Annotated in this window: 6 protein-coding genes; all 6 read right to left on the reverse strand. The window is 41.8% G+C overall.

Annotated features, from left to right (window positions below):
- Positions 1–233: 233 nt before the first annotated feature.
- Positions 234–1,124 (reverse strand): carbohydrate ABC transporter permease, encoded by an 891-nt coding sequence (locus tag ACP8HI_RS13235; RefSeq protein ID WP_438351515.1) that lies wholly within the window; start codon positions 1,122–1,124, stop codon positions 234–236.
- Between the two features lie 18 nt (positions 1,125–1,142).
- The gene (locus ACP8HI_RS13240; protein ID WP_438351516.1) at positions 1,143–2,114 is read right to left on the reverse strand and encodes an ABC transporter permease; all 972 of its coding nucleotides are present in this window, start codon (positions 2,112–2,114) and stop codon (positions 1,143–1,145) included.
- 204 nt (positions 2,115–2,318) lie between these two features.
- Positions 2,319–4,634: a helix-turn-helix domain-containing protein gene (locus ACP8HI_RS13245; RefSeq protein WP_438351817.1), complete on the reverse strand. Its 2,316-nt coding sequence runs from the start codon at positions 4,632–4,634 to the stop codon at positions 2,319–2,321.
- A 117-nt stretch (positions 4,635–4,751) separates the two neighbouring features.
- Positions 4,752–8,186 (reverse strand): hypothetical protein, encoded by a 3,435-nt coding sequence (locus ACP8HI_RS13250; protein ID WP_438351517.1) that lies wholly within the window; start codon positions 8,184–8,186, stop codon positions 4,752–4,754.
- Between the two features lie 377 nt (positions 8,187–8,563).
- Positions 8,564–15,016 (reverse strand): CBM96 family carbohydrate-binding protein, encoded by a 6,453-nt coding sequence (locus tag ACP8HI_RS13255; RefSeq protein ID WP_438351518.1) that lies wholly within the window; start codon positions 15,014–15,016, stop codon positions 8,564–8,566.
- Between the two features lie 273 nt (positions 15,017–15,289).
- A complete protein-coding gene (locus tag ACP8HI_RS13260) occupies positions 15,290–23,434 on the reverse strand; it encodes an S-layer homology domain-containing protein (RefSeq protein WP_438351519.1) in 8,145 nt (2,714 codons plus the stop codon).
- Positions 23,435–23,598: the final 164 nt, after the last annotated feature.

A 23,598-nucleotide genomic window follows, 5' to 3' on the forward strand; every position in this document is an offset into this window, starting at 1 on the left:
ACCCTCCTTGATAATGTTTAGTCTACCTATTGAAAAGCTGTAACATAAGTTTGTGAATGCGTTAACATCATTCCACCCATCAGCTTTTCTTGAATTAAATATGCATTATTTTTCACACTTTAAACAGTCTAATAATGAACGATCTCCTTGATTTCAACCAAATGAATACCCTAAATTGATACGATTGGGATAAGAACAACAGTGTTACTCCCGTCGCTATTCTTAAGCCCAGCTTAACCTTTTACTGCACCAACCATGAGACCTTTGACGAAATACTTTTGTAGAAACGGATACAGGAAAACGATCGGTCCAATAGTAACTACCGTTGTAGCCAGACGCGTTGTATAGGTCGGCACCATAAAATTCGGCAGATTCACCGTTGCTGCCAGCGAGTTGGCAAATTCTGCATTTCTCATAATCCGCATAATCAGATACTGGAGTGGGAACAGATCAGGCTTATTGATGTATAACATCGCTTCAAACCATTTGTTCCAGAACATAAGTGCATAGAATAAACCTATGGTTGCCATCGCAGGCATTGAGATCGGTAGAATGATCCGGAACAAGATGGATATATCGTTTGCACCATCTATTTTCGCCGATTCAGCCATGGAATCATCAATTGATTTAAAGAAGTTCCGCATCAAAAACATATTCCATGGGCTTAATAGTGTTGGGATAATCAGTACCCAGATAGAATTTGACAGATTTAAATATTTGGATATCATCAAATAGTTGGCTACCAGACCGCCATGAAACAGCATCGTAAAATAAACATAGAAGTTAATTTTATTGCGATATTTCACCGATTTAACAGATAGTGCATACGCTAGACCACAAGTAACCAGTAAGGCCAGAGCTGTGCCGATAACAGTTACGAATATAGTCACTCCATATGCCTTATAAATCGTAGTGTCCTTAAAGATCAGCTTGTATGCGTCAAAACTGAAGTCGCGAGGAAATAAGGAATATCCATGTTTTAGAATGGCAGATTCCGAAGAAAAGGAGCTGCTGATTACTGAGATGAATGGTACAAGACAGTAAATAGAAAAACAAGCAAGTAGAGCATAAAATAACATTTTTAAAATACGGTCGCTTTTACTTTCTTTAATCAAAAGAGACACCTCCATGTTCTTCTGGAATTAGAATAGAGCAGATTCCGGGCTAAGTTTACGAGTAATATAGTTAATGGATACAACAAGAATGAACCCTACCACGGATTGGAACAGACCAACAGCAGCAGCCATACTCATATCAGACAGTTCCATTAGCGCGCGGTATACATACGTATCAATGACATCGGTAGTAGGATACAGAACCGGATTGTTACCTACAATAGCGTATATCATACCGAAGTCACCATTGAACAGTCCTCCAACTGCTAATAGAAGTAACAGAATAACTGTCGGCTTCAACAGTGGTAGTGTGATATGACGGATTTTATCCCAACGACTTGCCCCGTCGATCGATGCGGATTCGTAGATGTCTGGATTGATACCAGAGATCGTTGCAAGATACACAATAGATCCGAATCCCGCTCCGACCCATAGTTTCAGCATAACAAGTATAAAAGGCCACCAACTGGCAGTGGAGTAAAAACCAATACTTTCCAGACCAAGAAGATTCAGTCCCTTGTTGACCATTCCAGTATCTGTAGACAAGAGTGCTGAAACAAACATCGCGATGACCGTCCATGAAAGAAAATGGGGGAGCATAATAATGGTCTGACTAATCTTTTTAAACCATTTGCCACCGAGTTCAGCCAACATGATTGCAATAGCAATAGATGCTAAAGTAGAAGTCCCGATAAATAAGACATTCAAATATAATGTGTTAAAGATAACCTTTATCGTATCGCTAGACTGGACAAAAAACGCAAAGTTCTTCAGCCCAACAAATTCGCTTCCTGTAATTCCTTTCACCGGATTAAAATTCTGAAAGGCAATAACGATCCCAGCCATAGGCAAATAGGAAAAGACGAAGATAAGAAGTATCCCAGGCAGAGCGATGAGATATAGTAGACCGTTTTTCTTGATTTCGAAAAAGAACGAGTCTTTTTTGCGCTTACTATGCAAATGAGTAGCACTTGCCGCCAATGTTGCAGATGACTTCATAAGTAGTGAACCTCCTTATATTTTCTATAATTTCACTATGCGCCACTTTCCTACGATTCTGCCACTTTATAAATTAACGGTCACAACGATTTGACATGATCCCCTTCAATAAAAGAAAACGAACAGCACAAAAAATAACGCAAGAAGAAACGGATGACATCCTGTTGAGATGTCATCCGTTTCTCGTATAAATATTAGACCTTGTCAGTTAAGCTTATGCTCGCTCCGATAATTCACCGGCGATTTACCTACATGTTTCTTAAAGGAGCTGTAAAAATAATTTGAGTTCGAGATACCGACCATTTCACTAATTTTGGCAGCAGGGAGATCTGTCTGCATGAGTAGCAGCTTGGCCTTCTCAAATCTGTAAACGCTTAGATACTGACTGATAGTGTCACCGCATTGCTCGCTGAATACTTTTCTCAGATGGTTCTTGGACATCCCTACTTGTCTGGAAATTTCATCAATTGTCAAATCTGGATTCGTATATTCGTTATGGATCAGTTCCTTCACTTTGTCTACTATTTTTGAGACCCGACTGGAGGAGTTCTCATCTCGAAATTCAATAATCCGTTCGCAAATAAGTACATACTGATTACGGATTTGATCTAGCGTATCCCAATATAGCAATGAATCAGATAGCGTTAGAAGCTCAGTATGCAGGAGTTCTTCATTATCAATCATGCTACCCGAGACTCGGATCGTCATCATCAACATTTGCGATAGAAACAAGTGAATTTCTTCATAATGATAACTAGAGATCTCGTTAAAAAATTCATCTACAGCCGCTTCATATTTAGCTCTTGAGCCAAGTTTCATACTGTCCATCATCTGCTTTTCCAGTGAGAGCGGGTATTCGTGCACCGATAATTTACCGGACATCTCATTCTCATAGCCAATAATGCTACCGCTGCCCCGGACAAGCCGGTACTTCGAGGCAACAAATGCCTGTTTCCAGGAATATTGGATCTGATCAATACCAACAACTAGATTACCGGCCGAGATCGTCACGCTCAACTTCAAATATTTAAGTATATTCTCCTGCACTTGTTGTAAAGCTTCATGCAGATGCCCATTGTCGAGCGATTCCTTATCCCCACTTATGATCATTACAAAAGAATCCTCATGCTCATCCAAAAGTTCAAGCCTACAGCCGCCACTCATAACTTCCTTGGCTATATTCATCATCCCATATTTGAACAGAGGAATATCATAATCCTGAAATTGTTCTACAATCAGATGATAATTATCAACGCGTGTGATACACACGGCATAAACCTCAGCCGCAGGATCTATATCAAGCTTCTCCAGGCGCTTCATATTATTAGGAACAGCTCTGAAGCTGCCTTTAATAATCTCGCGAAGCGTCTCTTTCTTACCTGCGTCCAAATAACCAGAAATGCTACTTTCCAATTCTTGAACCCTGTTCTCTTGATACATGAACCAATTCTCTATGAGATTGTATTCATTGTACGAAAGCTTATCAGATTGTTTAGTGGCTAAGACACCAATTTTTTTAACAATATGGCGAAGCGGCGTATAAAAATTCCGAATGGATAAGAAAGCGATAACAATTGCAATCAGTGTAAAAAAAGTTGTGATCCCGAGAATAAAATACTGGACTCTTCTCACGTTGCCGAGTACACTTTGCTCTTCCACTGTACTAATAAAGGTCAATCCTAGCTGAGCTGATTTAAGGTAGAAGACCCAATAGTTTTTGCCTGAAATCTCTGCATTAATCTGCCCCTGCTTATGATCCGAATTCATAATTTCATCAACATACTCGGAGTCCACAAGACTCTCGTTAAACTTTTCATTGTCGGAATGTGACAGCAATAACCCGGATTTGTTCAAAATTAGAGACTGCCGGGAGCTGCTCCACCCGCCATCCGTAATAATCTTCTGCAAGTTATTCTGATTAAGATTAACTACAAGCGCGGAATCTACAAGCTCATTACTTCCCAGCTGTGAGAAAACCATAGTAATAACATTAACGTCATATGGATCAACCTTCACCGTAATATGCGCTCGCCTTGGAATGAATTGGCCCTGCTTCAAGAAGCCTTCCTTCTGTATCAGCTCTGTCATGCCCTGATCAAAAAACTTATTTACCGAGCTGCGGGTTGATTCCGAGGAGAACACCGTATCATGGTTGAGGTTATAAATATAAAGGGATTCAATAAGCGGATTAGACGATTTCAGATTAATTAACATATCGCTTACGCTTTTTGATTGTAGCGGACTGAATTCATCACTATACATTGCATTGAATATATCCGAATTGTTAACGAATATCCGACTGAAATAGTTGTACGTGGAGGATAACAGAATATCAGCCGAGCTGTAGGACTGCTGAGTCATCGCCTCTGCAGATCGTTTAGCATCTTTTTTCAGATAATTGGTAAAGGTACTCATGGTGACAAAAGAAACGGAAGTGACTACCATCAGAACAAGCACCGTATAAAAGAAAATGGTTTTGCTTAATACTGACCATCTAAAAAAGTTGGACCGACTTATCATTCTTTTCACAAGCAACCCCCTCCAACCTTTCTCTCTAAAGGACTTTATTATACAAAAAAAAAGCAACAATGTGCTACTTTAAAGTAGAACGATTACTGCTTTTTTTAATGGATAACTCTATTTTCCGCTGGCTGTCTCCTCGCGTATTACCTGTCCTGACTGATATTCGACCAATTTTACCGACAAATCTTCATCTTCTTCTATGCCATGTACTGAGATTACTTGTGTTCTGCCGTCCGTGAGTGTTACTTCCACTGTATTAGCATCCCTAGCCACTACCTTCACGATCATGCTGTCGCTCTCAAAAGGTTCCACAATCGTAATATATCTGCCCGTCATCCCTTTCGATCTAACCGCATAAGTCTTGCGACGCTGAGCTTCATCGCCGGGGAATGCATCAGCTCCGATACGCCCGACAAATCGCACTGCTTCAGAACCAGTCAGGTCGAGGCTAACCAATGCCTCACGTTCGTGATCCAGAGGGCTTGTCGGCAACGCATATGGATATTCATTACCGATGATTGTAACCCTTCCACCCTCATAATCTTTGCCAATGCCATAACCGGGATCAACATTATCATATACCAGATCAAGCTCACTCAATTGAATGGAACTTCCATCTGCCTTAACCAGATAAGCTTCCCCCCAGAATAGACCTTGCTTTGTTTGAAGTGGATAATGCTGTTCGTCGTATAACGGATTATTCTTTACCCGTAGAGTCAAAGTTCTCGCACCTTGCAGGTCAATATCACAAATACCTTCGCCTAGTAGCCAAGCTCCAAACTCGTCCTGTGCCTTAACCTCGCCGTCCACCTCTACTTTGTACTCTAGCGGAATCGTATATCCTGCGTGATACTCAGCGACCCGACCGACGATTTGCACCGTATCCCGTGGCCAAGCCGTATGGACATCCATTTTCAGAACTCCGGGGGCATTATGGAACGTGCGGTTGCCACGCATATCCTCACCCTCACCGAATATAGTCTCGAAGCTGGCGACACTTGTACCCGATGCCTCATACCAGTCGCAATCGGTAATAAACTGAGCGTCTGACACCGGATTATCGGAGAATTGGCTCGTATGTTTGATCCATTTCAGATCATCGGCTCTTAGCCCCTGGAAGCCTTTAATTTGGAAAAGGCTATCATACTGATGTTCCTTCTCACCTTCCAGATAATCAAATAACACGATATAATCATCCGTAACACCCATGACCCTCTTTTGTTTGACAAGTGCGGTGAATTCAGATAATTCTCCATATGGAGGTGCATCAACAGCAGGTGGCAATGAGCTCGCGTTCATACGGCATCGTTCTTCCAGCGTTTCACCCTCATTGTAGACCATCCCTCCGTAAGGTGGATACGCCCACTCCGAACAAGTCTCGATCGCTGTAGCCTGGATGGCCTGGCCACTGTAGAACAGAAGCCGTTTGGAATCGGCCGGTACCTGCATTTTTTCATCGACAACAACCATGTTTTTGGTCAAAGAATTCTGTACATAGAACTTGTACATGAAATGATGGTAGCCCCACCAGCAATGCTCAGGATTAAAGAAGCTTCGTCCATAGCGCATAACTGAGAGCAGCTCGGTACGATCATAATGACCATGTGCATAACCATGGGAGCCGTAACGAATAACAGCCTGAATCTGTTCCTTCTGCTCTCTCTTCGGTGTTTGGCTTCTCAACATCGCAATTCCGACATTATCGGCATAAGCATTCTCCCGGTATAATGAGGTCTCGACTTCCGGCAACTCCGCATGTCCAAAGATCGGATCGACATATGAATTTTGCTCTATAACGGGGATGTATCTCGAATCCTTGTAATAGTGATAGGCTAGATCAAACGTGGAGCCAAAATGTACACCTTCTAGCTTTTTCTCATCCGAATCGCTAATTCCGAACAGAACGCCCCGATAATCAAGGAATGGAATGGTCGCATCGAACATGTCCTTAATACAGACATAACTTTTTAAGTTACCACCCCACTTCTTATTGACCATCCCAAATTTCACTTTTACCTCATCACCGTTATAAGTGCTGTTGATTTCATCATTAAAGGGAATCCGGAAATGGGTATGCAAAATATTGTAGCCAAAGGGCAGCAAGGCATGTGCCGTATGAATGTACATTGAAGAAACCCATATATTGTAGCCGACAGAGCACTCATGCCACCAGCCATCATTAAACAGCCCATAACGGAACTGGTCAATGGAACCGCCTGTACCAAAGGTGAAACGCAATGCCCGTTCAATATCTTCTATAGCCAGTGCGCAGTAGAACGCCCCTGTAATTTCAGATAATAACCAGTTGGAAATATGTCCCTGCTGCAAATGCTTATCCAGTATATCCATGTAAATTCGGAAGCATTTCTCTACACCACGATGTTCCTCAGGCGTTAACACCCCGGCATTATGAATGATGTCATATGGAATAGCAATATGCTGGAAGAAATGACCCTCTTGCACATAACTTTGACTGCATCCTTTTTTCTTTTTCGGATAACCTGTTTCTTCATTAATGAAATAACGCAGGAAACGCGCAATTTTCTCAGCATATTTCATATCCTTAGTTAAAGCATAGACATATGCCGCTGACATCAAATAATGCTCTTCACTCGTATTGTAGCAATAATCTCTGTCTGATACCGGAGGCGTTACTTCCCACGCATCAGCATCAGCGATCAGCTTGTCATACCCTGGCTTGAACTTTTCATACTTTGCGATCTTCTCCGCCGTCTCACGCCATTGCTCTTCATTGTAATAAATATAAGGATGTGCGAGTCTACTTAGCGTTTTTAATTCCACTTGAACCGCGTTGCCACCATCGCCACCGGCCGTAAATTGTAGCACCGTACTCTCGTGACCACCTGGTACCATATAATCATGTACCTTCATTACCACTTCAACCTGCTGTTTTCCGTTTCGCTCCAGTACAAATCGAGAAGGTGAAATTTCAGGCAGCAGAGATTCCCATCCTTCGAAGAGCTGTTTGATCACAACACTCTGTTTAGAATCAGTGCAGTTATGGACGCACATAGTATAACGAACCTCTTCGCCGATATCTCCCGCCTTGCCCAAAATATCAGTCTCTACGAATATACGATCTCCTTTTACCAACAAAGCCGAGATTACTTCCGCATTGCCATGGAGTTCGATGCTCTTCAGGAACCTCCAGATATTATCTTTAGAGCTCTCAACTTCAAAGTCGGACAGCCTCAATGATACCTCATGGCTTCCGGCCCCCGCCAACCAGATTACAGCCGATATACTGCGATTATCTATAAAACTGGCCTTTACGGTAATCTCCGTCTCCTCACTATCCGTGTTCAAGGCCAACTTTAATCCATACCAGCCCATCACATCCAGCGCTGAATCATTGCCGCGTTCAAAACCAATCGGATACCATCCAATTGCATCATCAGGAGTTTCATATTCCATTTGAAGTAGATCTTGTAATGCATAACCTTTGCCGGCTTGTTGTCCGGTTATCTTCCAGTCCTCCAGAAGATTTATCCTGTTCAACATTTGCTCACCCCAATTGTATGTATTCATCGTTATTGTACTTCTACGAATATTGTGGCTTCTCTTCCCACATCTGTGTAGTTTTGATTTGGTTGATAACAACGATTAGAAACGAAACCGTCTGTTTAAATTTTACCGATCGCATTAAATTAGGGAGATTAGTAGCAATCTGCAACCACTTATCTTTCTAATAGGGCAAGCAGAAACGGCTATGCCGTCCTTTTTCAAGGAGTTTATGCTTCCGATGCTAACGATACTTTGTATCGCTTTAAGGTATCCGTCTCTGCCGAAATATAAGAAATAAAGTATCAAGTGAAACTTATACTTTCTTATATTTTAAAAAACCCAACGCCTACGCGGCATTGGGTTTGCTTTCACAGAATTAATATTCGTATTGCAGTGCTCTCTTAATTGGACACTTTTTGTAATAGGTTATAAATCATCTGAGCCATTTCGGAACGCATTGCCTTAGATTGAGGTGCCAATGTATTTATATCTGTACCTTTGACTAAACCAAGCTCAATGGCCTTATTGACTTCATCCTTCGCCCAACTGGAAACCCGATTAGCATCAGTGTACGATTGAAGTGCACTACCACTTGCTGATGAAGTTCCATTCACATACTCATACGCCCTTATCATAAGCACTGTCATTTCCTCTCTCGAAATAAGAGCTTCAGGTGCAAAGTGTTTCTTGGATGTTCCTTTGATCAAGCCAGCTGCATATGCACTGGAAACATCTGCGGCATACCACGCTGTAGAAGATACATCTGTATACGGTAAAGCGGTGTCTCCGCCATCAAGCCCTAAAACTCTCACCAACATAGAGGTAAATTCTGCACGTTTGGCTTGGACATTCGGATGGAATAAATCTTCTTCAGTTCCGTTTACCAGATTATGTGCTGTGAGAACTTTCAGTGTCCTATTTGCCCAATGCCCCACTGATACATCGGAGAACGTCTTGTTCACCTCCAACACAGCATAGGTGCCGAATCGTGGAACAGCGGTGGATATTTGTCCCTTGGCTAAATCGACTTTACCGCCAATATACTCCCATTTACTAGAGCCTGAATTGAAGTAGTAAACAGCGATCAACTCTGGATCTACCGAGGCCGAATCGTAAGGAAAGGTAAGAATCACAGGCTGGACAAACGCATCAATCCGTGTTGACTGGCTGTTCTCGCTCGTCAGCATAAGGTCAATTTCGTATGCTTGCCCCCCCATATTGATCACCGATGAATTTCCGTGATCCTTGATTTTCAAAGGAAGTGCGGCATTGTTGGCACTCAGTTTTATGATAATCGAAGAATCTACTTCACTACCCAAATTCAGGTTTATCAGTTGTTTCAATACTGCTGACGGTATGAATAACGATACCGCCTGTTTAGTCATTACTAATGATAGTTTATCTACAAGATTCAATGCGCTTGAAGGAATAGATATGCCATTTTCCTTTTCATTGAGCGCTATTGTGATTACATTATTCGGATGATTCTGCATCTCGTTTGCTGTAATTTCCCGGATCACACCTAAGTTGCTGGATGAGCCTGGCGTGGTTTGCGAGCCAGTATTTGATGGATTAGGATTGGCTACCGATCCTAGATCTGGGTTTGGTTCTGGATCTGGCTCTGGTACAAGACCTCCGCCATTTATAGAAATGTTAAGTGTTTGAGTTACAGTCCCAGCCGTAGCGGAAAGAATGATTCCTTCTTTCCCTCCCGCACCGCTACTCACAGTTACAATACCTTTATTTTCGTCAACAGTTATACCGCTGACTTTGCTATCCAATGACCACTTCACATTTTCACCTGAGATTTGATCATTGTATTGGTCAATCACAGCTGCCTCATAGTTATAGCTGAGAGTACCCTTCACTGGAACCTGAATGGTATCTGTTCCAGTGATTTCAATGGTTGTTGTCGTTCCTTCTGCCAGTGACTCAGCCTTGAATATATGAATACCGTTTGCTTCTAGATTAGCCGAAATCTTGCCAGCTTTCTCCGGAAGAAGCTCATCTGATTTAAGATCTACAAGGCTCTCTTCTGCAGGAATGCTGATATTTTGCACCATGTCGCTGTTATTCACTATGACAATGAACCACTTACCATCTGCTGTCTGCACCCGATATCCCTTCGCACTAGCGGAACCAAGTTCTAGCTGCTCAGTGCTTAAACCCACCATCCCTTTTCCTTTAGGATATAGAACAGTAAGGAAACTTTCACCCGCTGCGGCCTCCGCACGTATATAGTTCAGTTGAGAGATCCCGTCTGTCTTCGGAACCTGCGGATAGCTTCGTCCGAATTCAGTTGTAATATTAGGTTGTGCCGGCTGAAGAAAGGTCGTTTCCAAATCAAGACTGTAATGTCCATTCGACAACGCTTTGTTTCCATTTACGACTGTCGAAGTTGCTGATACAGGAAGATTAAATTTTGTGCTGTCTGAACTGCCTTTAATCTGGTCCCAAATAACAAACGCATTGATGCCGTTTTTGACATACTCTATATTTCGTGTCTGCGTTCCACTAGCCGCACCTGAAGGATGATTGATCTTTACTTTCACTGAATCAACACTCTGAGAAGTATAAAAATCCTCCCATGTGCTGCTTATCGGGGTGTTTTTAGAAACTCCGTCTACTACGAACTGCACCGTACTGTGTGCGGACGAACCTACATACCAGTTTTTACTGGTGTCGAAGTAACTCTCGATGCCCGGATCCATAACCAACGGCTCCTTATTAGCATACAGAATGAATGAACCTTGGTCGTAATGATTGTGACCAATAGCCTTTTCGTTAGCTACCATTGCCAGATAGGTTTCATTATCCCTCTTGAAATTGTTACGGAATAAGGATATACCCCATGGGCGGATAGCATCTGTAGACTTTAGTTGTAGAACATCGTTCTCCTGATTGGAGAAATCAAACGGTGCAAAGAAATTTTCCATTGCTAATGCTTCTCCCCAGTAATTCCGCAGGGGCTTCCCGGCACGGGCCCAAGTATCATACACGGCAGATGCAAGTGCCGAATCTGTTTTGGCAATTTCATCGAAATAGAGCCCAAGAACACTGAATTCTGTCCCTTTTGAAATAGAATGGTCCCCAAAGTTCGGCGTGGAAATTCCACCATCGAAAAATTCATAAGGAGGTGTTTGTACCTCTACCGTGAATTTGAACATATTTTTCACAACACCACTTTGGAACCAATCATCACCTGTTACATTTCTAAGTGCCTTCGCAAAAGCAGGAATACGCTCAAGCGATGCAAAATGATAACGAATCGACTCCGGCCAACCCCCATCCTCACGAATAGTATATTTCAGTTGCCCCTCTACAATAATTCTTCCATTATCGATCCATTGGCGTGCATCCGGCAGATCATCAGCTAGTACCATAGCAAGCATAGATGCTCCCGTCGACATGTCCATTTCCCAGTTCCCCGTATTGAGTTGAGCTTCGTAAACAGTCAGTTCGGTACGATCACGCAAATCTGTCAGATTGCCCAACCAGTACTTGGCTTGACGGAGAAATAATGATTTCTCTTCTACAGAGAATACGCCAGAATCCTTAATGAGACTGTACGCAGACGCTATTGAAACTGCGTTTCTCCCCGATTGAACAGCACCAAACGCATCGTAACCGAATGGACGTCCATTATTAATGAGCCAGCTTTCTACCCCTTCTAGATGATCATTCGTGAACCACTTAATCCGTTCTTTCGCCTTCTCCGCATAACTTATATCACCCGTAACTGCATATACCAGTGCATCCGTCTGAGCGGTCAGATTAAACGAATTAGAACCAAATGCAGATTTATGGTTATTCTGATCAACATATGATCCAACAACCGTACCATTTATATCTTTGAACGTAATTTCAACATTGACGCCTTCCTTAAATTGTCCGTTATTCTTTGCTGAATAACTCAGCGTATTCGACATCCCACCGGTAACCTTAATTTCCTTATTATAGACCCAAGCACCTTGATCAGCAGCAGTAGGATTTTCTAGATAAATCGATTTTGTTCCAGCTGAAGAATAGTTCGTTCTGTTCTCCCAATTCATCACTGGATTCCCACTAATTACAACCGGACTCCAGTTAGTCGGATTTCCCGTTCCACTCTCAAAGCTTTCATTCTGAATATCCCAATCTGCTCCCGTTACTGGATAGACCCGCAGATTATCAATCCACACATGTCCAAGCCCCTCAGCTTCATTCTCCATTCTTGGTAACGTAACTGAAATATTTGCAGTTACTGCAGCCGCAGGAGTTGTGAAGTTCCGGTTACTGACTGGAGACCATATTTTATATTTGCTGCTGAAATCGTCCAGATTGGCGCCTTCAACCAGCATATCCGACAAACCTTTAATATCTTCGAGTGTCATCTCATCAGACATCGCTTTTAGCTTGTTGAACTCCTCCTTGAGAGTCGGATTCGTCTGAATTCGGTTCTTTAAATCATTTAATCCTTGTGCTGTATAAAACAAAGTTGATTCCGACTCGATATCAGTCAACAGCACCTGCGCCTCTCTCATTGCCCGCATCGAATCATATACTGCCGTCAGAGCAGCTCCTTCCGCGTAGACATCTCCAGCTCCATGCAAGGTTTCAGCTATAGCAAGCTTTTGCTGCAAATCGGAAATAGCAGAAGCAGCATATTGCCCTACACCACTCCCCGTAACAGCCGGTCCAACCAAGTCGTTAGCCAACCCGGTCACTTTTCCATATAATTCACTCAGTAGTCCCGGATCGACACTGTCCATCTTCACTACAAGAGCCGGCCACTTGGTAACGTCCACAGCTTCTTTCGTGTGAAATTCACCCGGAAACGATGCACTTATATCCTGTATAATCCTTAGCGATAAAATCTGATCGCCTGCCTTTTCCTGCTCCGCCCCATACGTGACATCAACCACGCTGCGGTTATTCAGACCACCCATCATCCATTTCCCAAGTTCATAGCCTAATAGAGGTTCATTATTAGTACCCTTTGGTAACACATTATAAGTAAGCTGGCTTTCAACCCAACTGTCATCACTTACTGTATAAATATGGAGAAGGTTGTTGTCGGCCTTCGCATTGGTAATTTGAAGTTCAGCAGATGCAATATTTCCTGTAATTGCTGACAGGTCGAACTTTAGAAAGGCTGATCTTCCAGTATTACCACCGCTAAGAACTACTGTTTTTCCAGATCCGTAATTAACCCCCGCAGGATTACTATTAACATAAGTATCCGCTATAGGAGATAGTGTTACCGTTCTGTAACCGCTCTGCAGGATATGTTGTGAAGAATACCATTGCAAAGCAGGCTTCAGACCATACAATGACATTCCATAGCTGGGTGCTTTGCTATAATACTCGATGGCCGCTTGAATATCCTCGTCTGGACGAGGAATTACAAACTCCCGATCCCGTATGAAAGGAAGCTCATACGTACCGTTCAGCACCTCTTTAGCATGATCAATTTTATCCTGCAAAGCTCTTTTGGTCGCTACCGTGTACATCTCAGGCTCAACCAGCATCGCGGACTCTGCCTGCCAGACAAGCGTCACTAGTTCCTTCCGATATTGCGAATATTCTATCAGTTTCATGGATGGGTTTCTGACCACGTCAGATGTAACCACCGATTGGTAGAATGTCGATCCGCTATTGATTAATTTCTTAATAGCATAAACGTGACTACTGTCTAGGTTCTCAGCCGTCGTTAAGGCCTCAGAAATGGCTTCCAAGAATAAACTTTTAGCTGCCTGCGGAAATTGTCCTGGTGCCGTCCCAATTTGAGCTTCATTCACCCGTGCTTGTGCGAATACAATCAAATTATTCAGTGATGGCAGGATATAAGGTGATTCCTGCTGTTTTGCTGGGATATGGATTGTTATTACACACGTCTGTGAAGCTGATCCATACGTAACAGTTGCTGTTAAAGTAACAACGCTATCCGCTTGGTTTACATCAGGCTGATTCACAATTCCCGTAGATGTGATTACTGTCTCATCGCTAGATACCCATCTGATTTCCGATCCCTTCTCACCCATTACCGGAAGCACCAAATTATCCGTAATCGTACGTTCGTTGAGTGAATCTAGAGACGCAAGATCTGACGCCACAATCTCAGCATCAGTCATCATTTCAATTTCCAAGATTGGACGTTGTGTAGCCATTGCTCCTCTAGAGGAAAAGAACTCATTGGCGTAAATTGAGCCTGCGGCCCATTCCATCTGAATAGATAACTTTTTATCAGATTGATATTCGTTCTGTACTGCTGAGGTCAAATCAACAGAAACGAATGTATTCTTTCCTGAAGCGGTAAAGTCAGTGAGCTTATTACCCACTTCCGGCTTGGTATTATAAGTTATATTATTTTCCCATTTGTCATAGACCACATTACTAACAGTTAATACATTCGTATTGTTATCCGTCTTATACAGCTTCATAGTCGCTTTAACAATCTTACCCTCTCTTGGTAAGTCAGACAGATCAAATCGCAGATAGCCTTCTCTCCCCGCTCCTGTCAGAATCTTCTCATTTGTAGCAAAGTTTTTATTAATATTGGCCGAACCACTCTGTACATAGGTGTCTGCTTCGGTTCCAAGAGTGTACACACCACCAACTGCCTGAAGTGTGAATGTTGACATCGAAGTGATATCATTCTGCTCTTCTAACTCCTGAATCTGTACTCTCGAAGCTTCTTCAACGTTTGTAATTTCAAATTCACTTTCAATGACTTGCCCCTCCAGAGTGATAGCTTGTTCTTCCGTTGACTCCTGTGCCTGACCAACTTCAATATCCGCTGCATTCATTATTGGTAAACTAGACATTGAAATGACAAGACATAATACAAGTATAAAAATACTGATCTTCCTCAAAATAGTGTTCCCCCTCTTTGGTTAAGTAGATGATTAACTCTTGGAAATATCTCATTATGTAAGCGCTATCAAATATGTGTTTCTACCTTATCATTGCCTCTCTATGCTTCCAATGAACTTTTTTAAGATTGTTCTGCTAGTTTCTTAAGAACAGTTGTGTATTTATGCTCAATGTTGTCATCTCCCCATTGCAATAAATAATAGTTATTAAAAATCGGAGTTAAGCAGATGCTTAACTCCGATGACTGTGAGCCTACTTCTCAAATCAATTTCTTAAAATTGTTGCAACTTCTCTAATGCGCGATACAACATCGCCACAGCCTCTGCCCGAGTAGCAGGACCTTTAGGATCGAACAAATTCCCCGGTTTTCCACTAATAATTCCGAGTGATTGTGCTGCTACCGCTGCCTCTTGAGCAAAGCTACTGATGTTTGATGCATCATTAAACGCTGTTGCTGCATGAAGATCGTTTAACAATGATGCATCTGCATAAGCAATTGCTCGCATAATCATACTCGCTAGTTCTTCACGTGTTATGTTTGCATCGGGGTTGAAGATTGCTGCATCCCTTCCCTTAATAATGCCTGCACGGTACGCTGCTTCAATGTCTGTATAAGCCCAAGCTCTTTCTATTGTGACATCTTGGAAGATACCCTCATAGGATCCTCCTCGTAAGTCCAAAGCACGGGAGATCAGGACGGCAAACTCCCCACGTGTTAAACGATCTTGAGGTGCAAACGTATTTAGCCCTTTACCAGAAGTAATTGTACGTGAAGCTAGTACTTCGATTGCATCCTTTGCCCAATGTTTTGCAATATCTTCGAACGTAATGTCTTTTTCAATCGCTACATAGCGTGAGAAACCGTGTGTTCTAAACACGACTTTACCATCTACATATTTTCCGCCCACGTATTCGAGTAAGTTGCCATTTACTCTGTAACCAGCAACTTTATGAGAGTCATTCACATTTGAAGCTAGCACAGGTAGCTGAACGGTTATCGGCTCACTGAACGTTGAAATTATTGTTGTTGTCCCACTCTTCTCACTACTAATAGTGAGATCATAGACGCTAGAAACGGCATCTCCAGCAGGCACAATCACATCACTGGCTAAGTTAATATGAATGGAAAGTTTGTCTGGTGATGGTTGAGAAGTAGCTATGGCTGCTATTACTCCCGCTGGGATCGCAATCTCAACATCGCCAGATTTGATCACTAACGGTTTACCAGACGCGACCAAGCTTTTCAAGATGTTAGCTGGAATCTCTGCGATGACCTCAGCCATATCAACAGTGCTTACTGGAAGTGTAATAATCACCTGTTGAGATGCTTGATTGTTGATTTGGTTAGTTACCAAGTAATCAGCAACAACAGTGTTTTTCGGCGTTGATGGTCGTGGTGAAGGTGATGGTATAAATTTACCGCCCCCTGTATCAATCGATGGTGTTTCAGGCTCTTCTCTCACCACTAAACCATCAATCGCTGTCTGCAAAGCACTCACTGCACCATCTAGCTCTGCTTGAGTTGTGCTGTTTACTAGTGCTGTTTGAGCTACTATAATCGCCTTTTGCAAGGCTGCATATGAACGGGATGTATAATCAACCTCGTCTTTCGCTTCTGCTGCTGCGATTAAAGCTTCTAATGCAGTTTTATTCAGTACAACTGGTTCTTCTGGCTCACTGAGTTCTAAACCATCGATGGCTGTCTGCATAGCAATTACTGCACTATCTATCTCAGATTGAATTGTGCTGTTTGCTAGTGCTGTTTGAGCGGCTGTGACCGCCTTTTGCAAGGTTTCAAACGATTCAAATGTATACTGCCCATTGTCATTCGTTATAGCTGTTGCTCTGTTAATTGCGTTCACTAGTGCATCCGTATTAATATCTGTACTGGTAGCATAATCCACTGTTATCGAAGGTGCATAATACCCTTTAGCTGATTCTTTTGTTGCCGGATTAGCTTCGTGCGTTGTACCTGGAAGCACAGTTAACAATAATGTAAGCTTCATACTGCCCAGATCAAGTTGTGCTTTAATCAAATCTGTAATATCCGCGTTCCAGACACCCATCGTGTTTATTGGCTTTTCAATAGAATCATACGTGACTACCACATAAGTTAGCGGTTCAAAAAAGGTAGCCAACTCACTATCATTTGCAATATTAAATTTACTACTAAATGTCGCATAGTCTAAATTAGATTCATCCCAGTCGTCGTAAACCACACTAGTTACACTCATATTGTTAGTACGATCTGGAAGAGTGCCTGTGTTGTAAAGTTTAAGATTCGCCCCTGATATATCTTTGCCCGCAAATTCTGAAATATCAAATGTAATGATTCCAAACCTTTGCTGACCTGCCTCATTTCTTAAGATAACTAGAGATTCTTTGCCTCCGTTTTTCTCAGTTACATTACCAGAGTGTAAGTGAGTATCTTTCTCTGCTAACACTTTTGCAATGACTAGATTGTCTATTGCTGTCTGCAAGGCGATTACTGCACCATCTATCTCAGCTTGTTTTGTGCTGTCTTCTAGAACTGCCTCAGCTACTATAATCGCTGATTGCAACGCACTAAATGAAACAGCCGTATACTTTGACCAGTCATTCGTTATGGCTTTAGCTGTGTTAATTTGAGCTATTAGTTCTGCTTTTTCCAAATCTGTCTCCACTAAAGCATCCATCGCTGTCTGTAGGGCACTCACGGCTTGATCAATTTCTAGTTGTTGTGTGTTTTCATCAACATGATCCAGTGTCGATTTTGCAATTCCTATGGCAGCTTGTAATGCTGAATACGAGTCTATTTTATACTGATTTGTATCATTTGTTATGGCTTCAGCTTCTTTAATCTTTTCTACCAGTGTTTCTGTACTCAATCCTGATTTCGTGATAATTTGCAAGTCATCGAACCACACTTCACCCATAGATGCACGGAATTCAAAATTAATCCGTAATCTTGTTTCTTCCGCATGAGTAGTGAACGGGATCTTCATCTGGACCCAACCATCTGTCGTTCCTTCTGGAATTCTTTCGCTTTTGTTGCCTGTATTCTCCTTATAATTCATGATTTGTACAGTGGCACCTGAAGTTGGAGCGTTTCTAACATGGTTATTCGTTTTATACCAAAAGCTAATTTCATACTCCTTTCCGCCTGTTACTTCAAATGTGGATGTTTCTCCATTAAGAATGCTAGAAATATGCGTATTAAGTGTAGCATCAGCACTCGGATTCGTACTTGAGAATTTGTATGAACGTGACCCTCTATGCGCATCCGTATCATATCCAAATACGTAGTTCTCACCACTTCCGCCTTGCAACCAAATGTCTGTCTCATCTTCCTCAAATCCACTGCCTCGAACTGCTTTTAAGGCATCTTTTGCAGCAAGAAGATTTGTTAAAGCCGCATTCACTTCCACTTGTGTAGCACTTTCATTCAGCTTAACTTGCTCTGCACTTGTTAATACAGCTTGTAAAGCAGCCCATGTTTCAATGGTGTAGTCTTCTGCTTCAAGCTCATCAATGGTTACTATTAATTCATTTAAAGCAGATTTATTAATTACATATTTAACTATTAAAGTTGGTCCAAATTGTCCACGAGTACTCTGTCCCGCAACATATTCTTTCGTTAATGGGTTTGCTTCACCACTAGGAACTGAGATAAGGAAGGTAGCTTTATTTCCTTCATTCACTTTAACTATATTTGTAACATCAATATCCCATAACGCGTTAATATCATATGCTACATAATCATTTATGGGTGTGACTCCAGCTGAAGCCTTAGGTCCTGCCAAGAAAGTTTCAATGGCTGAGGTACTATTCCCAAAGTAATCATCTTTTAGTTTAGCTCCAAGTGTATCGTTGCCTGATGGCTCAATCCAGTCATTCCACTGAATTAAGTGTGCTTGTAGAGTGGCCGTTCTTGCATTCTTCCGGTACATTTTTAACGTAACGGATTCAATTTCTTCATCATCAAGTGCTGGGACTCCGTCAAATGTTATGATTCCGTATCTTTTATTATCTTCAACATTAATACCGTTTGATAATACCGTCAGTTCTGTGGAATTTCCAGGTGCAGCGCTATTAAATCTTAATGTGGCATCTTTCTCCACCTGTCTTAAGATAACTCCATCTTCACCTGCATATGTTTTCCCTGTTCTACTGCTTTCAAGTTTGTTCGGCTCAGATATCGATACATACAGCATCCCTGAATCCTCACCTATTTGAGGGATACTAATCGTTACCGTCGAACTATCGGCTACTGCCGATCCTAATATAGTTGTGTCATTCGTCGTTCTGTACACCTTCACTAGATTCCCTGCCGACAATCCCTTCACTTCAATCGTATCTGTGATCGCGGCTGGATTATTCCTTATTGTAATATGACTTGCGTGAGGTGCCATTGTTTCAGCAGCTGGATTAACTGTTTCGGAGAATTCTCCATAAGTTCCATCCAATGAAATAGGGACAATCTTATAACTAGGCGTATCTTGTAACGTCGGTTGCGTATCGACATATGTCAAATCTATCGTATTAGAAGCTACGACAGTCCATGGAGATCCCTCTACTAATTGATTAGTCCCTTCTACAAAGACAGGATTTTGTGAACTTTTCTCGGTATCGTACGTGCGAAACACACTGAAAGTAATCGCTCGCTTAGGTTTATTCCAAGAGAGAGAAATCGCATCGTTGGCTTTTTCAATAAATGGATAAACTATACCAGGTAACAGCTCTTCAACAGCTACCTCACTAAATTGTGCGTCATCTGTAGCCACCACTCCCGCGTAAAATGCATAAGGGAACGGAGTAAACATCTTATGAACCATGATCCAATCTTCTCCATTAGTAGATACATAAGCATTCACATATCTCGAATCATAATCCCGTAATAGCTTAACGTATGGATATTCTGTTGAATCAAATCCAATAAGATTAACGTTCAAGGGACTCATCTGCAAATCAGTGAATGTATGTCGGGAATCTCTGGTACGATTCTGCAATACAAGATTACCGTCTACATCTGCGCCAAAATAAATATAGCGAGCATTGGATTCAATCAAATCACGCATCATGACGCCACTTGCTTCTCCTTTATGACTGTCAATTTTCGCCTCAATTGAACCACTACCTGATACAACTTGGCTCACGTAATGCAACGAATCATTGATATCTCTTTCATGAACTGTATAGTCATCACCCTCACCTAAACCATTTCCATTTCCATTCTCAATTGCGATGGATGAACCCATGATGGTCGCATTACCTTGCGTAATATCACCTAATCGATCATCACGCCATAAGGTGTCTGGAGTAGTTAATGTTACCGGTACACTTAACTCAAGCTTCGCTCGATAAGAATCCAAGCCTACCCCGTTTGCATTTACTGCTGTTACTTTATAGTAATAATCTTGACCATTGGTAACCGTAGTGTCTTTGTAATAGTTACCTTGTACATTGCTAGAAATTACTGAATATGTGCCATTTTCTGTTGTCGAACGTTTAATGGTGTAGGATGCTGCGCCCGCAGTTGTTTTCCAATTGATACCTGCATAACCGTTACCCGCTAAAGCTCCTACATAATCTACGCTAGATGGTTTTAGCGCATCCTCGCTATTTTCAGTCAATTTCAACACCATGGCTGACCTTGGCACAATGGTCACCTTACCATCAGTTACAGGAATATTATTACCTGATACAAGATCGAATACAGTAGCGCCGGAGTAATCTGTCGGCAACTCTACATCAAAGGTTTGTTCGTTTTCATATACATCACGTGTTGAATTGAAAACGATAAAATATTTCCCATATCTTGCTGTCAGTAGCTCAGCTAGTCCAGAATAAGCATGATCAGGCTCCCAATTTTCCCGGTTAATCTTACCCACTCCTGGTTGATACGTAATGGGATTGATTTCCCCTGCTAATGCCTGAGGTCTGTCGCCATCCGCTTTATTCTGATCGTCAATCATAAAAATGTCGACATCATTCATTCGGATTGTATAATCTTCATACTGGAATTTACCATTGGTAGCGATTTGGACGATATTCTCGTGGTCATCATTAATGACATGTAGACGTCCATTACCAGCAAAGCCTCGATTAAGCATATTTAACTGACCGAATATTCTAGTATCTTCATCTCTTAACGAAACGTAGAAGTTATCCATATCAACCCAGGCAAACTTCTCATAATCAACTGGATTAACCTCTAATGCTGTAATTTCATCTACTGTATAATAACTAAAGTCCGTTTGTGGGTGAACCACACCAGCCATTACACTATCAAATCTAGAATAGTCATCGCGGCCGGTAGTAATATATTGATACGTCTTAGCTGCTTCGTAATCATATTTATTCTTTGCTGTTAAACTACTGAAATTATTAAAGAATTGATTGTCAGCGATTTGTTGCTGTGCATAGCCAACAGCTTCTTGTGCATATTTCCAGTAACCTCCCCACTCCGGACCGCTATATCGAACTTCATTCTGTACCATTGCTGATTCTAATGAAGCAAAATGTAGTGCCTTGCCACCATTTATACTTGTTGCATAACCATAGTTACCAGAAAAGGTTGGATTCCGATCATCTAGAACTTGCTCCATTCTCATAACTCTTTTTCCATCATCAGCTAAATCCGTATGACGAGCATAACCTCGGGCATGTACACTCTTTAATGCTAATTTTAATATTTCATCATTTAATTGCTCGTCGCCTGCGTGATTTAATGTTTTATAGAAATATTCAGGTAAATAGTTAGCTGATTCTCCATAGTTTGCAACATAACCGTTCTCTCTAGTGAGACCAGCCTCTGATATCCCAGTAAAATATTCACCGAGCGTTAAACGCCTCACTACATTCCCATTATCGAGTTTACTTTTTGCTAATCCTTTAGCGATAATTTGCTCAACATCTGCAGTAAAGACCGCGGTAGTATCATGATAAAATAAGGAATGGTATACATCTAACTCTTCACCATTAGGACCGACTAACACTTCTTCACCTAAGAAAGGTATGCTTCCTAATGATTCTAGTAGGATCGCTTTGCTTCGCTCTTTTCCTTCATAAAAACGAGATCCGATAACACGTAAACCCTCATGTGCTTCCCATGCCCCTTCGTAGGTATACATAATTTGATTGTAAATATAGGACAACCTCGAACGCGCAAAATCAAAGTTTGCTTTAAGTGGTCTTTCCCATGCTTCACGACGTGTTAGCTCACCACCAGCCCAGTCAACACCTGCTAGAGAATATGGTCCTTCAACCGTGCCTGTGATAAACGGCTGATCTAAGAATGCATTAAACTCCAATTCCCCAAAAATTTCATCATCTGCAATGAGGTTTTCCACAATGTATAAGGCTTCACCAAGGGCGCCATAGTACCCTCCCCAATCCCCTTGATGCCCCCCTCTTTGTACTAATCTTGTATTGCCATAATAATCTTTCACGTGATTATCTATCGATTTAAATATTAGATCCAATGCTTCCTTTTTTAATTCAGGTGTATTCGCTGGACACCAGTCATAAGTTAAGCAGCTTGAATAAAATTTCAATTCGTCTACATACCTCACAATGGATAGCTCGTCGTTAACACCTGCTTTACTCGATGTCAAACTATTAAATAGTTTTCTTTGACTGTCCGTATACCCATCAATTAACGCTTGTTTTTCAACGTCCGTTCTAGCTTCCTCAGCTAATAATGTATTCACATCAGCAGTAAATTTCGCACCCTGCTTCTCGTCAGATACGTCTAAATAAGCCTGTGAATGTGTATATGCGTTATAATACCCTCGCGATGGCAACGTCACATTACTGGAAAAGTTCTCATGATAAGTTCTAATCGTAATTTCCATTGTCTCTTGTCCGTAAGTAGACTCGAGAGGTAGCATAGTCGTTCTGTAATAAAATCTATTACTCAGGGGTTCAGCACCGGTTGTGGGAGTGCCGGACCCTGCACGGTAATTTTCATTACCGGAATTAAGTGGTTCGAAATCACCTGACCGTCTAGAACCGAGCTGTTCACCGTTTATGTAAACAATGCTCTTATAGGTCGAAGCTTCATCTCCCCAAAACTTCACTGTCAAATAGTTTTGTTGAATAGGATCAACACTCATTGTGAATATTAAATCCCCGCCTTTCAGTAACGCAGGAACACGCGGATCAGATTTACGTGCCGTTTCACCAAGTCCCCCAACATAGGGAGTTGTATTATCACCTACAAAATCATGGGCTATTTCAGAATCATCATTGCCAAACACAATCTTGTCTATATAAGCAGAAGTTATTCCAACTATTTCTGCATGTACCACACTAGACTGAATCGGTAATACAGCTGGGACAGCCAAAGCAGCTACAAGGCAAATGGATAAGGCTCGCTTAATGCGTTTTGTTAGCTTATGAATTCGCTTAGATACTTTTTCGTTAAAACTATTCATTTTTTTCCTCCTCATTTTGTTATAGCCTCTCGGCATTCCCCGAGGTAGAGATGGGTCAAGGGTTTCCTCGTTCCACCATCTGTTCATATGTGAAAACAGCTTTCCTCGCAGTCATTTCTCCTTTAAGGCCCCCCTTATATTTTGTATGATTTATCCAAGAAAGC

Source organism: Paenibacillus sp. FA6, assembly GCF_051550225.1.
In the GTDB taxonomy this organism is placed as follows: domain Bacteria; phylum Bacillota; class Bacilli; order Paenibacillales; family Paenibacillaceae; genus Paenibacillus_AQ.

Excerpts from the sequence above, each read along its gene's own strand:
- ACP8HI_RS13250 (WP_438351517.1), bottom strand. The coding sequence starts at position 8,186 with ATGAATACATACAATTGGGGTGAGCAAATGTTGAACAGGATAAATCTT.
- ACP8HI_RS13245 (WP_438351817.1), bottom strand. The coding sequence starts at position 4,634 with ATGATAAGTCGGTCCAACTTTTTTAGATGGTCAGTATTAAGCAAAACC.
- ACP8HI_RS13260 (WP_438351519.1), bottom strand. The coding sequence starts at position 23,434 with ATGAATAGTTTTAACGAAAAAGTATCTAAGCGAATTCATAAGCTAACA.
- ACP8HI_RS13240 (WP_438351516.1), bottom strand. The coding sequence starts at position 2,114 with ATGAAGTCATCTGCAACATTGGCGGCAAGTGCTACTCATTTGCATAGT.